The 12,202-nt window shown below is 62.9% G+C and carries 15 protein-coding genes; 6 read left to right on the forward strand and 9 right to left on the reverse strand.

The features are described 5' to 3' along the window. Positions 1-8 precede the first annotated feature (8 nt). From AB4N64_RS22885 to AB4N64_RS22905, 5 genes are read left to right on the forward strand one after another with little or no spacing between them, the layout of a single operon-like run. The gene (locus AB4N64_RS22885; RefSeq protein ID WP_460126844.1) at positions 9-599 is read left to right on the forward strand and encodes a hypothetical protein; all 591 of its coding nucleotides are present in this window, start codon (positions 9-11) and stop codon (positions 597-599) included. Then, a complete protein-coding gene (locus AB4N64_RS22890) occupies positions 596-1,792 on the forward strand; it encodes a beta-ketoacyl-[acyl-carrier-protein] synthase family protein (RefSeq protein WP_460118763.1) in 1,197 nt (398 codons plus the stop codon). Before AB4N64_RS22885 ends, AB4N64_RS22890 begins: the two co-directional genes overlap by 4 nt. After that, entirely contained in the window at positions 1,789-2,265 is a 477-nt protein-coding gene (locus AB4N64_RS22895) for an ApeP family dehydratase (protein ID WP_460118765.1), read from the forward strand. Before AB4N64_RS22890 ends, AB4N64_RS22895 begins: the two co-directional genes overlap by 4 nt. Next, positions 2,262-2,990: a 3-oxoacyl-ACP reductase FabG gene (fabG, locus tag AB4N64_RS22900; RefSeq protein WP_460118767.1), complete on the forward strand. Its 729-nt coding sequence runs from the start codon at positions 2,262-2,264 to the stop codon at positions 2,988-2,990. Before AB4N64_RS22895 ends, fabG begins: the two co-directional genes overlap by 4 nt. Further along, positions 2,990-4,216, forward strand: a complete 1,227-nt coding sequence (locus AB4N64_RS22905; protein ID WP_460118769.1) for a beta-ketoacyl-ACP synthase — start codon at positions 2,990-2,992, stop codon at positions 4,214-4,216. The genes fabG and AB4N64_RS22905 overlap by 1 nt, the downstream gene beginning before the upstream one ends. Before the next feature lie 122 nt (positions 4,217-4,338). Here AB4N64_RS22905 and AB4N64_RS22910 read toward each other — a convergent pair whose 3' ends face one another. Beyond that, a complete protein-coding gene (locus AB4N64_RS22910) occupies positions 4,339-5,238 on the reverse strand; it encodes a LysR family transcriptional regulator (RefSeq protein WP_460118771.1) in 900 nt (299 codons plus the stop codon). Positions 5,239-5,355: 117 nt separating this feature from the next. Here AB4N64_RS22910 and AB4N64_RS22915 point away from each other — a divergent pair, with 117 nt between their 5' ends. Beyond that, positions 5,356-6,630 (forward strand): MFS transporter, encoded by a 1,275-nt coding sequence (locus AB4N64_RS22915; protein WP_460118773.1) that lies wholly within the window; start codon positions 5,356-5,358, stop codon positions 6,628-6,630. Positions 6,631-6,773: 143 nt separating this feature from the next. Here the strand turns inward: AB4N64_RS22915 and gspM are convergent, their stop codons facing one another. The 8 genes from gspM to gspF are packed head-to-tail and all read right to left on the reverse strand — an operon-like array spanning position 6,774 to position 12,199. Continuing rightward, a complete protein-coding gene (gene gspM, locus AB4N64_RS22920; protein ID WP_460118775.1) occupies positions 6,774-7,208 on the reverse strand; it encodes a type II secretion system protein GspM in 435 nt (144 codons plus the stop codon). Then, entirely contained in the window at positions 7,205-8,311 is a 1,107-nt protein-coding gene (gene gspL / locus AB4N64_RS22925; RefSeq protein ID WP_460118777.1) for a type II secretion system protein GspL, read from the reverse strand. Before gspL ends, gspM begins: the two co-directional genes overlap by 4 nt. Next, positions 8,308-9,159: a type II secretion system protein GspK gene (locus AB4N64_RS22930; protein WP_460118779.1), complete on the reverse strand. Its 852-nt coding sequence runs from the start codon at positions 9,157-9,159 to the stop codon at positions 8,308-8,310. The genes gspL and AB4N64_RS22930 overlap by 4 nt, the downstream gene beginning before the upstream one ends. After that, positions 9,156-9,698 (reverse strand): type II secretion system protein GspJ, encoded by a 543-nt coding sequence (locus AB4N64_RS22935; protein ID WP_460118781.1) that lies wholly within the window; start codon positions 9,696-9,698, stop codon positions 9,156-9,158. The genes AB4N64_RS22930 and AB4N64_RS22935 overlap by 4 nt, the downstream gene beginning before the upstream one ends. Continuing rightward, a complete protein-coding gene (gene gspI, locus AB4N64_RS22940) occupies positions 9,691-10,068 on the reverse strand; it encodes a type II secretion system minor pseudopilin GspI (protein ID WP_460118783.1) in 378 nt (125 codons plus the stop codon). The genes AB4N64_RS22935 and gspI overlap by 8 nt, the downstream gene beginning before the upstream one ends. Beyond that, positions 10,061-10,528: a type II secretion system minor pseudopilin GspH gene (gspH, locus tag AB4N64_RS22945; RefSeq protein WP_460118785.1), complete on the reverse strand. Its 468-nt coding sequence runs from the start codon at positions 10,526-10,528 to the stop codon at positions 10,061-10,063. Before gspH ends, gspI begins: the two co-directional genes overlap by 8 nt. Before the next feature lie 3 nt (positions 10,529-10,531). Next, the gene (gspG, locus tag AB4N64_RS22950) at positions 10,532-10,987 is read right to left on the reverse strand and encodes a type II secretion system major pseudopilin GspG (RefSeq protein ID WP_460118787.1); all 456 of its coding nucleotides are present in this window, start codon (positions 10,985-10,987) and stop codon (positions 10,532-10,534) included. Positions 10,988-10,990: 3 nt separating this feature from the next. Further along, positions 10,991-12,199: a type II secretion system inner membrane protein GspF gene (gene gspF / locus AB4N64_RS22955; RefSeq protein ID WP_460118789.1), complete on the reverse strand. Its 1,209-nt coding sequence runs from the start codon at positions 12,197-12,199 to the stop codon at positions 10,991-10,993. Positions 12,200-12,202 lie beyond the last annotated feature (3 nt).

The following is a 12,202-nucleotide window of genomic DNA, read 5'->3' on the forward strand; positions in this document are numbered from 1 at the left end:
CAAGCCGTATGAAACACCCAACCTGTAGGAGCGAGCTTGTCTCCGGGCGGCGTTCCGACGATAGGGGTGTGTCAGTCAGCGAATTTTTCGGATGGGCGATCGCCATCGCGAGCAAGCTCGCTCCTACAGGGGTGGTTTTCGCGCTGTTGATGCTCAGCGCCTGCGCCAGCCGCGCGCCGCTGCCTGAACAGGCCCCCAACCTGCCGTTGCCCCAGCAACTGCACATTCAGCGCCTGGAGGACGGCCTGCGTCAGGACTGGGTCCTGGTGATCGCCCGCGAAGGCCCGGGCATTCGCTGGTCGATGATGGACCTGCTGGGCATTCCCCAGGCACGCCAGAAACTGATCGATGGTCAATGGCAGGCTGATGGCTTGTTACCGCCCAACCCCGAAGCGCGGACGTTGTTCGCGGCGCTGTTGTTCGCACTGACACCCAGGGATGAACTTTCGGATAACTACCCGAGCGCCTGGCAACATGGCGTGCAACGTGCCTTGCCCGAACATTGGGATGTGCGCTACGCACAACCACTGAATTTTGAACTGAAGCTGTCAGAGGGTCCGACGTATCTTGTCACCCCCCTGACCGGTGAAACGCCATGACCGCGTACCTCAACGCCCTCGGGGTCATCTGCGCCCTGGGTCGCGACAAACAACAGGTTGCAATCAATCTGTTCGCCGGTGATTGCGCCGGCGTGCGCAGCGAGGCCGGCTGGGTACCGGAACGTTCAATACCGGTGGCCGCCGTGCGCGGCGAACTGGCGCCCATCCCGCCTGAACTGGCACATCAAGGCAGCCGCAACAATCAACTGCTGCTGGAAGCGGCATTGCAGATCCGCGACGACATTGACCGAGCGATCCACTCCTACGGTCGCGAGCGTATTGGCGTGGTCCTGGGCACCAGTACATCGGGAATCGACGAGGCCAGCCGCGGGCTGGCGCATTACGTTCGCGAACAGCAATTCCCCGCCGAGTACGACTACCAGCAACAGGAACTCGGCGCGCCGGCCACCTTCCTCGCCGACTGGCTGCAATTGAGCGGCCCGGCTTACGTGATTTCCACGGCCTGCACCTCCAGCGCCCGGGCGTTGATGAGCGCGCAACGCCTGCTGGACCTGGGCATGTGCGACGCAGTGTTGTGTGGTGGCGTCGACACCCTGTGCAAGCTGACACTCAACGGTTTCTCGGCGCTGGAAGCCGTCTCGGAACAACGCTGCAACCCCTTCTCGATGAACCGCGACGGGATCAACATCGGCGAAGCCGCAGCGCTCTTCCTGATGACCCGCCAGGCGAACGCCACCCCGTCGATCGCCCTTCTGGGCAGTGGCGCCAGCTCCGATGCCCACCACATTTCCGCACCGGAGCCCACCGGGCGCGGCGCTTTGCAAGCGATGCGCAAGGCCCTGAGCCGGGCGCGGCTGCAACCGGAGCAAATCAGCTACCTGAACCTGCACGGCACGGCCACCCAACACAACGACGCCATGGAAAGCCTGGCGGTGGCGACCTTGTTCCCCCACGGCGTGCCGTGCTCATCGACCAAACCCATGACCGGTCATACCCTCGGCGCGGCCGGTGCGCTGGAGGCGGCGTTCTGCTGGCTGAGCCTGTGCGCGGACAACCACCAACAGGCGCTGCCGCCGCATGTGTGGGACGGACAGCAAGACCCCGCCCTGCCGACTTTGAAATGGGTGACCGCGACCGATCATCTGGCGTCCATTGCACCTCGCTTCCTGATGAGCAATTCCTTTGCCTTCGGTGGCAATAACGTCAGCCTGATTATCGGAGATGCCCCATGATTGACTGGCCGCTCGCGCAGCTGCTGCCGCACGCCGGCGACATGATTCTCATTGATCAGGTCCTGGCGTTCGACGACGAACAGATCCACACCCGCCTCACCGTCAGGCCCGATGGCCTGTTCAGTCGTCCAGACGGCGGACTGCCGGCATGGGTGGGTGTCGAGTTGATGGCGCAGAGTGTCGCTGCCTATGCCGGTTGCCATGCACGTCAGCGCGGCGACGAAGTGGCATTGGGCTTCCTGTTGGGCTCGCGCAAATTCGAATGCAACGTCGATCATTTCCCTGTCGGCACCGAACTGCGTATCCACGGCATTCGCTCGCTGGAGGACGACAACGGCATGGGCGTGTTTGAATGCCACATCAACGCCCCCGGCATTCACGCCACCGCTCGTCTGAATGTGTTCCGTCCGCCCCAGGCCGCTCAATACCTGCATGAAACTCCACACAGCTCTGCACAAGGAACCCTGGCATGACTGACTCGGTACTGGTCACCGGTTCCAGCCGTGGTATCGGCCGCGCCATCGCCTTGCGCCTGGCTCGGGCCGGCCATGACATCGTGCTGCACTGCCGCAGCGGCCTGACAGAAGCCGAGGCGGTGAAGGCGGACATTGAGGCCCTCGGCCGCCGCGCCCGCATCCTGCAATTCGACGTGTCCGATCGCGCCGGCTGCAAGGCCATCCTCGAAGCTGACGTGGAGACCCACGGCGCCTATTACGGCGTCGTGCTCAATGCCGGCCTGACACGTGACGGTGCATTTCCAGCGCTGAGCGAGGATGATTGGGATGTGGTGATGCGTACCAACCTCGACGGTTTCTACAATGTGCTGCACCCGGTGATGATGCCGATGATTCGTCGCCGCGCCGCCGGACGCATTGTATGCATCACCTCGGTGTCCGGCTTGATCGGCAATCGCGGACAGGTCAATTACAGCGCCTCCAAGGCCGGTCTGATCGGTGCCGCCAAGGCTCTGGCCATCGAACTGGGCAAGCGCAAGATCACCGTCAACTGTGTCGCGCCCGGCCTGATCGACACAGCCATGCTCGACGAGAACGTGCCGGTGGAAGAACTGATGAAAATGATTCCTGCACAACGCATGGGCACCCCTGACGAGGTGGCCGGCGCGGTGAACTTCCTGATGTCAGCTGAAGCGTCGTACATCACCCGTCAAGTGCTGGCCGTCAACGGAGGCCTGTGCTGATGAAACGTGTTGTCGTTACCGGCATGGCCGGCATCACCTCGCTGGGCTGCGACTGGGACACCATCGCCGCCAACTTCCGCGCCAATCGCAGCGGTATCCGGCGGATGGACGAGTGGGATCGCTTCACCGAACTCAACACGCGCCTGGCCGGGCCAATCGATGATTTCAAGGTGCCAAGCCACTGGACCCGCAAGCAACTGCGCAGCATGGGCCGGGTCTCGCGCCTGGCGGTCGGCGCCGCAGAGCAGGCGCTGGCCGACGCGGGCTTGCTAGGTGACGCGTCGATCAAGGACGGGCGCATGGGCGTCGCCTGCGGTTCATCAACGGGCAGTACCGACGAGATCAAGGCGTTTGGCAACATGCTGCTCAATTCCGTCGCCGAAGGCCTGAATGCCAACTCTTATGTGCGGATGATGCCCCACACGACGGCGGCGAACATCAGCATTTTCTTTGGCCTCACCGGCCGCCTGATTCCCACCTCCAGCGCCTGCACCAGCGGCAGCCAGGGTATCGGCTACGCCTATGAAGCGATCAAGTTCGGACGCCTGCCCCTGATGCTCGCCGGTGGCGCCGAGGAACTGTGCCCCACCGAAGCCATGGTCTTCGATGCGCTCTACGCCACCAGCCTGAAAAACGACGCTCCGCAGACCTCACCGCGCCCTTATGACAGCGGTCGCGACGGCCTGGTGATCGGCGAAGGCGGCGGCATGCTGGTGTTGGAAGAGCTGGAACACGCCCTGGCGCGCGGTGCACATATCCATGCCGAACTCGTTGGCTTCGGCAGCAACGCGGACGGCCAGCACACCACGCGTCCGGAACAGGTGACCATGCGCCGGGCCATGGAGCTGGCGCTTGAAGACGCCGGCTTGCAGCCATCGGACATCGGCTACGTCAACGGCCATGGCACCGCCACTGAACAGGGCGATATCGCCGAGACACTGGCAACCAGCACCCTGTTCGGTGAGCACATGCCGATCAGTTCGCAGAAGAGCTTTCTTGGCCATACCCTCGGCGCATGCGGTGCGCTGGAGTCCTGGTTCAGCATCGAAATGATGAACCGCGACTTGTACGTCCACACCCTCAATCTCGACCAGGTGGACCCGCACTGCGGCAAGCTCGACTACCTGCGCGGCGAATTCCGGAAAATGCGCAACCAGTACGTGATGAACAACAACTTCGCCTTTGGTGGGGTCAACACGTCGCTGATTTTCCGGCGCTGGTCCTGAGTCCGTTGCCCCTGTAGGAGCGAGCTTGCTCGCGATGGAGGATCAGGCACCGCGGGCATTCAGACAGCCAGCGTCATCATCTACGACCATCGCGAGCATGCTCGCTCCTACAGGGATACTCCTCAGGCCTTGAGCGGTTCGACCTCCGTCAGCAACTCGACAAATGCCTTCGCCATCGGCGAAACCTGCCCCTTGCGCTGGGCGAGCCACACCGCCGACATCGCTCCGGGGTCGAGCAAGGAGCGATAGACCACGCCATCGATGCGCATCCGCTGGAAAGACGCCGGTAACACCGACACCCCAAGCCCCGCCGCCACCAGGCCGATGATGGTCATTGCCTCGCCAGCCTCTTGCGCAAAATTCGGACTGAAACCCGCCTCCCGCGCCAGACTCAACAATTGCGCGTACAACCCGCTGCCGTAGCTGCGAGGGAAAAACACAAAGGGTTCGTGAGCCAGGGCTGAAAGGAACAAACCTTCTTCGCTGCCGAGGGCCAGTGGATCCTTGGAACTGAGCACCGCCACCAGAGGCTCGCGCGTCAACTCCACCACGCTCAGCGACTCGGGCAAAGCCAATGGCCGCATGATGCCGATTTCGATCGACTCATCCACCAGCGCGTCGGCCACCTGAGTGCTGCTCATTTCCCGCAGGGTCAAATGCACGGCCGGGAATTGCTGGCGAAAAGCAAAAATCGCCTGGGGAATCGTCGAGTTGAATGGCGCGGACGAAGTGAAGCCGATCTTCAGTTCGCCCAGCTCACCTCGCTGCGCCCGACGCGCCACATCGGCGGCCTTGTCGACCTGTGCCAACACCAGCCGGGCTTCCTCCAGGAACAATCGGCCCGCCTCACTCAGTTCGACCCGACGATTGGTGCGCTCGAACAGGCGCGCCCCCACGTCTTGCTCCAGCGCCTGGATCTGCTGGCTCAACGGCGGCTGCGAGATGCCGAGCATCTGGGCCGCACGGCCAAAATGCAGTTCTTCAGCCACGGCAATGAAGTAGCGCAGGTGTCGCAGTTCCATGATCCCTCCAACAGGTCGTAAAACCTCTTAAACAGGTCGAATAATATATTGGATTGAATCATTAGCCAGCTATATGCTTTTTCCATTGCCTGACCGCTGCCCGCCCCGAGGTCTGAAGTGAAAACTGCTGTCGCCCCACTCGCCCATGAAGTGCCTCCCGCCACCGCTGGCGATACCGCCGCCGAGCTCAAGGAGATTTACATCGAGAAAGGCACCCCGATGTTCATGCGCACGGTGCTGGCGCTGTTCTGCGGCGGATTCGCCACCTTCGCGTTGTTGTATTGCGTGCAACCGATGATGCCTTTGCTGTCCCACGAGTACGCCATCAATGCGGCGCAAAGCAGCCTGATCCTTTCAGTGGCCACGGGCATGCTCGCCATCGGCCTGCTGATCACCGGTCCGATCTCGGACCGCATCGGGCGCAAGCCGGTGATGGTCACGGCACTGGCAGCCGCCGCGTTGTGCACCATCGCCAGTGCGATGATGCCGAGCTGGCACGGCGTGCTGCTGATGCGTGCACTGATCGGCCTGTCGTTGAGCGGCCTGGCGGCCGTTGCAATGACGTACCTGAGCGAAGAAATCCACCCCAAGCACATCGGCCTGGCAATGGGCCTCTACATCGGCGGCAATGCCATCGGCGGGATGAGCGGGCGTTTGATCACAGGCGTATTGATCGACTTCGTCAGCTGGCACACCGCGATGCTGGTGGTCGGCGCGATGGCACTGATCGCGGCGGTGGTGTTCTGGAAAATCCTCCCCGAATCGCGCAATTTCCGCGCGCGCTCGCTGCACCCGCGCAGCCTGCTGGATGGCTTCACCATGCACTTTCGAGATGCCGGCCTGCCCCTGCTGTTTCTTGAGGCCTTTGTGTTGATGGGTGCATTCGTCACCCTGTTCAACTACATCGGTTATCGCCTGCTCGCCGAGCCGTACCACATGGACCAGGCTTTCGTCGGCCTGCTCTCGGTGGTGTACCTGTCGGGCATCTACAGCTCGGCGAAAATAGGTGCGCTGGCGGACAAGCTGGGCCGGCGCCAGGTGCTCTGGGCCACCATTGCGCTGATGTTCGTCGGCCTCGCCCTGACCCTGGTCACGCCGCTGCCGGTAGTCATCATCGGCATGCTGATCTTCACCTTCGGCTTTTTCGGCGCGCACTCGGTAGCCAGCAGCTGGATCGGCCGCCGCGCCACCAAGGCCAAGGGCCAGGCATCGTCGCTGTACCTGTTCAGCTACTACGCCGGCTCGAGCATCGCAGGGACCGCCGGCGGCATGTTCTGGCACCTGGGTGGCTGGAATGGCATCGGCCTGTTCATCGGTGCCCTGCTGGTGGTGGCGCTGTTGGTGGCTTTGAAGCTGGCGAAGCTGCCGCCTCTGCCAGGAACCCCAATTTGAAGCAGGCCCACCCTGTAGGAGCGAGCATGTCGAGGCGTCGAACCCTCGCGATTAACGTCCAGACACCGCAGCCACTCAGGCACTATCGCGAGCAAGCTCGCTCCTACAAAGGGCGGTGAGGGTCATTCAGGAGGTGGGACTTTCTATTTGAGCACCACCCGCGCCTGCAAAAGTGTGTCGCGCTTTTCCAGTGTCAGCGATTGCAAGGCTGCGCCCTCGCGCTCCGCGCGGTCCAGCCATTGCAGCAGCGTTTTCCCGTCCCCGCTGACAGTCAGGCGCAACAGGTCGTTGTCGGCATCCATCTGGTGCAGCTCCAGCCCGGCCGCCGTGGCGCTTTCGCTGATGCGCAGTGAAAGGGGCTGATCAGGGACGAGGGCGTTCACTTCACTGCGCGGCTGCGCGCGTTGCAACTGCGACGCCAGTATCCGTTGCCGTTGGTGCTGGCGCTCGGCGGCGTCCAAGCGCTCGCGGGTGGGTTGCCAGATCAGGCTGAATACGGCAACCATCAGGACGAAGGCGCCCATCAGCATCAACAGGCGTTGCTCACGAATGGCCAGGCGACGCCAGGCAGCCTTCATCGAGCATCCTCCATGGTGAGCGTCGCTTGCACGCGGTCAAGTTCCTTGTTCGCACTGTCGAGCCGGACCGGCATGCCTTGCTGGCGACCGCGTTCGCGTAACTGCTCAAGCTCGGCAAAGCTGTTGGCGGTCAATTGGACTCTCCAGCCATCACCCGCCCGATACTCGATACGCCGTACTTCAACCGGGCTGGCGCCAACGACTTGCTCAACCAAACCGAGCAGGCCGGCGATATGGGTCTTCTGCGGCTCTGTTGCCTGGTTTTGCAGTACCTTGAGCTGTGTCGCCAGATCGACGATGCGGGTCTGGTCTGGATAGAGCGTGGTGAACCGTTGTTCATTCTGGTTGGAGATCCGACGGGTTTCGCGCTCGAGAAAATCGATTCGCGCGGCGCTGGCCAGCCAGCTCAACAGTAGGAGAGCGAGCAGCGCCAGGCCACCAGGCCGCCACGACAGATGCCGGCGACGTGGGGCGAAAGGTCCTTGCAGCAGGTTGATGGCCCGCGAGTGACTGAGTGTCAGGTACGGATCGATGTCGACCGCATCGTGGCGCTCGTCGATCCATCGGGTATCCAGTGGCAGCAGCGGTCGCAGCAGCGCCAATCCCTCATCGTCCATCGCCAGGCGGGCTGGAGCGCCTGCGCCCACCAGCCATCGACCGAACCAGCGCACCGCCAACGGTCCGGTCCCGGGCATGATATCGGCGTCTACGTACACCGAACGCACAGCAATGCCCGTTTCCTTGAGCAACGCGAGCACTGCGGCAAAGCGTTCTCGTTCCACCACCATCACCGGATAACACCCCTCCTTGTCGCGGGAGCCAAACCCTAAATGGAGATGATCGAGGGGGTCGCTCAGTTGGTTTTCCACGGCAAAAGCAATGGCCTGCCCCCCGGGGTGGCGTTTGTTCGGCCACGGATCGGTGCGCACCCAACTGCACAATTCCATGGGCAACAGCAGATCCACCGTTTGCCCGCCAAGCTCGCGCGCGGCCTGATCCAATGGCATCAACCGCCGTTGTCCGGCGGATGACCACAGGCAGCTTGGCCAGTCGGTAGAAGCCGTGTTCAGACCCTCGGCGGTCAGGTAAAGCCAGGTGTTCATTGGGGCATCTCATTGGCACTTGAAGGAAGTAGGCGTCGCTGCAGGACTTTGAATTGCCGAGTGTCGGGATCCTGCTCGACATCCGTGGCCAGTCGCAGTCGGCTCTGCCCCTGGGTGATCTGCACGGTGACTCGAAACCAGCGACTGGTGACGCCCAGGCCATGACGGCTCAGGTCGGCACCCCGCAGCAGCGGTTCCTCGGTAAAGGCCTGGACGCTGGGCCACGCCGCCATCGAGCGCTGGCGGATCAGGGCGTCGACCGTGGCTGGCTCGAGGTCATCCAGCGTTCTCAACAGCAGCGCCGGGGCGGTGTTGATATTCAGCGCAGCGTCGGTGGGCAATAACGCGACCCAGGGTTCCAATCGACGCAGGTGCTGCCCATCCACGCCCGGCAGCAGACGCAATTGGCTGAGCTCATTCAAGACGCCGACCTGACTCAGCGACAGTGGCGCCAGTTCGAGCCGCTCAAGCAAGCGTCCCCAACGATTGAGCGTCACCTGGTCGATCCGGCCCTGGCGTAACAAGGCATTGAGATTGAAACGACCGGCCAGGTCCTCAATACCGACGTGCAACTGCGCACCTTCGATGTCGAAATCGGGCGACATCCGCGCCCATGCCTGGGTCAGGTCGACGGTTGTCCGCGATGCACTGGCCGCCTCCTGCAATTGCAAGAGCGCCCACGTTTCCCCGGCCATCGCCCACTGACGCAATTGCACGTGTTGCACAGCCTGGCCACTGCTTTGCAACGAAAGGCGATGGCTGCGCAGCAAGCCGCCGGTGATCAGCAACGCCAGACTCATGACCAGCAACACGCTGATCAGGGCGATCCCCCGCTGTCGTCCGTTCAAGGCAATGCCACAGGCAACAGCAGCACCCGGCGGATCGAATCGAAGCGCCCCACCGACACTTGCAGTTCCACGGCCAGCGGTACACTTGTATCGTCCGAGGCCGGCCACTCATCTCGCCAGCCGCTTTGACGATCAAACAAGCGCCAGCTCAACTGCCGAACTTCACCGAGCAGTTTCTGCCGCTGCGGGGCCGGCGTGCCCTCACCCATGCTTTCACGCCACAGCACGTCGTCTTCAAGCCGGTAGGTCAGCGTCTGGCGCTCGCTGCGCGGTTGGTCCAGAGGGTTGCGCCAATGGCTGCGTTGCAACTGCAACTGGCGTTGCTTGAGCACCACCGGCTGCTCGGTGACCTGCATCAAGTCACGCTCAATCACCGCCACCGCCCGTTGCAGGCGCCTGAACTCCCGCTCGTGGGCCGTTGTGCCCTGCTGCACGCGCACGACACCGTCGAACAATCCCCAACTGGCCAGGCCGAGCACGGCGAAGATCGCGAGGGCGATCACCAGCTCCAGCAAGGTAAAGCCGCTTTGCCTATTCATCGCGCACAGGTATCCAGCCACGGCTGCGGTGCAGGACTGAGTCGCCACCGACAGCGCTGACCTCGATATCGACCTTCAACAGTCGCGAGTCCGGCGATGCGCTGACCTGCTGGCGAAGCCGCCAGTCGCGGCGATCCATGTGCACCGTACGTTGCTCCTGCCCCGGGGCTAACGACGATTGCAGGCGCAGTTCATTGAGCTGGTTATCGGCCAACCAGACGGCGAACAGCCGCGCCTCGACCACCGTGGTCTGCTTCGCCACGTACTGGCTGGCCGAGAGCACGGCGGCCGCCAACGTGGAGAAAACCGCCAGGGCCACCATGATCTCCAGCAAGGTGAACCCGCCTTGCTGCGACACGCCCTTAACCATCGATCACTGCCTCACCCAGGCCGTCGCTCGACAGGCTGAGGAGCGAGCGGTCGCCCATCGAAAACGTCAGGATGAAGGCCGTGTTTTCATCGCTGCTGAGCATCAACAGTTGCGGCAACCCTTGATCGCCGCCGAGCGTCAGGGCCTGCCCGTCCTGCTCCAGGTGCAAACGCAGGTGGGCGGGCCACTGATGGAAGGCAGCCATTGGCCGCCACTCACGGTCCTGGAGCTGCATGACGCGATAACCAGACTCACTGAGACGAATACCGTATTGCTCGCCATTGAGCACGGCGCGCTCACGCAGCCGCTGGATCATGCCGGCGACTTCGCCCGCTTCGTAGCGTGCTTCACGCAATGGGTTGGGCGCGACCACCAGGCTCACCATGCCCAGCAGCATGCCGATGACCACGAGCACGATCATCAACTCGAGCAAGGTGAAGCCCTGACAACACTGGCGCATGAATCAGCCGCCCCAATTGCCGATGTCGGCTGCATGCCCGTCACCGCCGACCACGCCATCAGCCCCCAGGGAATACAGGTCAAAGCTTCCATCGAGCGATTGTGCGCCGGGATTGAGATATTGGTAGGGCGTGCCCCACGGGTCGACCGGCAAGCTTTTCAGGTAGCCCTGGGGGTTCCAGTTTCTCGCCGCCGGCAGGCCCGACGGGTGTTTGCTCAAGGCTTCCAGCCCCTGCTGCGTCGAGGGGTAGTGGAAATTGTCGAGGCGATACATTTCCAGGGCAGTGGAAATCGCCTGGATATCGATTTTCGCTGCGGTGACTTTGGCCTGATCGGGACGGCTCATGAACTGTGGAACCACAATGGCCCCCAGCACACCGATGATCACGACCACCACCATGATTTCGATCAGGGTGAAACCCGCCTGCCGGCGGGACAAATTGTCAGGTAGAGGTTGCATGGGTCAATTCACCAGTTGGTTGAGGCTCAGGATAGGAAGCAGGATGGCCAGCACGATCAGCAGCACAACGCCGCCCATCAGCACCAGCATGGCGGGTTCGAAAAGACTCACGACCAGCGCGATGCGCGCGGCCAGGCTGCTCTCCTGTTGCTCCGCGGCCCGCACCAGCATGTGGTCGAGTTCGCCAGCGCGTTCGCCGCTGGCGATCATGTGCAGCATCATCGGCGGGATGTCGCCGCTGAGTTCCAGGCCGCGAGTCAACGTCCCGCCTTCACGCACAGAGCGGGCGACATCGACCATGCGCGCGCGTAGGGTCAGGTTGCCGATAACCGCCGCAGCGATTTCCAGCGCATCCACCAACGGCACGGCGCTCTTGCTCAGGATCGCCAGGGTGCTGGCAAAGCGTGCCGCTTCCATCGCCCGCAACACCTGTCCCACAACCGGTAGTTGCAGCGCCAGGCGATGCCAGCGCAGCCGCCACGCAGGCTCGCGCAAACTCCAGCGGTAGAGGCCGACCAGCAGCGCCAGACCAGCGATCAACGTCAGGAAATGCTGGCGCAAACCGCCACTCAAGCCGATCAGCGCCTGAGTCAACCAAGGCAGCGGCTGACCGCTGTCGATGAAGATTTTCACCACATCCGGCACCACGAAACCCAGCAGAAAACCGACGATCGCCACGCTGGCCAGCATGAGTATCAACGGGTACACCAGCGCCATCTGAATCTTCTGCCGCGAGGCCTGACGCGCCTGGGTGTACGCGGCCAATTGCTCCAGCACCTGACCCAAATGGCCGGAACGCTCTCCCGCAGCGACGGTGGCGCGATAGAGATCCGGGAACGCCCTGGGAAACAGCGACAGTGCCGTGGAGAGTGCATGCCCTTCCATGACCCGGCTGCGCACCGCCGACAACAGACCCGCTACTTTGCGCCTCGAACTCTGGCGGGCCACGGCTTGCAACGCTTCTTCCAGAGGCAGACCGGCTTGAACCAGGGTGGACAACTGCAACGTCAACAACGCCAGTTGCGCGGCGCTCAAACGTCCACCGCGCGGTTGCAAACCGATGGCGGTGCCCACGTGCACTTCTTTCAATTCACGCGGCCACAGACCGCGCTCGCGCAACAGTTCACGAGCATGTCGCGGGCTGTCCGCCTCCAACCGCCCCTTGCAGCGCTTGCCCTGGGCATCGTCGGCCCGGTAGTCGAAGGTCGGCACTGG

The organism is Pseudomonas sp. S2_C03 (genome assembly GCF_054668405.1).

Coding starts and splice junctions, on each gene's coding strand:
- AB4N64_RS22885 (WP_460126844.1), top strand. CDS start 9: ATGAAACACCCAACCTGTAGGAGCGAGCTTGTCTCCGGGCGGCGTTCC.
- fabG (WP_460118767.1), top strand. CDS start 2,262: ATGACTGACTCGGTACTGGTCACCGGTTCCAGCCGTGGTATCGGCCGC.
- AB4N64_RS22895 (WP_460118765.1), top strand. CDS start 1,789: ATGATTGACTGGCCGCTCGCGCAGCTGCTGCCGCACGCCGGCGACATG.
- gspL (WP_460118777.1), bottom strand. CDS start 8,311: ATGAACACCTGGCTTTACCTGACCGCCGAGGGTCTGAACACGGCTTCT.
- gspG (WP_460118787.1), bottom strand. CDS start 10,987: ATGCAACCTCTACCTGACAATTTGTCCCGCCGGCAGGCGGGTTTCACC.
- AB4N64_RS22935 (WP_460118781.1), bottom strand. CDS start 9,698: ATGAATAGGCAAAGCGGCTTTACCTTGCTGGAGCTGGTGATCGCCCTC.
- AB4N64_RS22890 (WP_460118763.1), top strand. CDS start 596: ATGACCGCGTACCTCAACGCCCTCGGGGTCATCTGCGCCCTGGGTCGC.
- AB4N64_RS22910 (WP_460118771.1), bottom strand. CDS start 5,238: ATGGAACTGCGACACCTGCGCTACTTCATTGCCGTGGCTGAAGAACTG.
- gspI (WP_460118783.1), bottom strand. CDS start 10,068: ATGGTTAAGGGCGTGTCGCAGCAAGGCGGGTTCACCTTGCTGGAGATC.
- gspH (WP_460118785.1), bottom strand. CDS start 10,528: ATGCGCCAGTGTTGTCAGGGCTTCACCTTGCTCGAGTTGATGATCGTG.
- gspM (WP_460118775.1), bottom strand. CDS start 7,208: ATGAAGGCTGCCTGGCGTCGCCTGGCCATTCGTGAGCAACGCCTGTTG.
- AB4N64_RS22905 (WP_460118769.1), top strand. CDS start 2,990: ATGAAACGTGTTGTCGTTACCGGCATGGCCGGCATCACCTCGCTGGGC.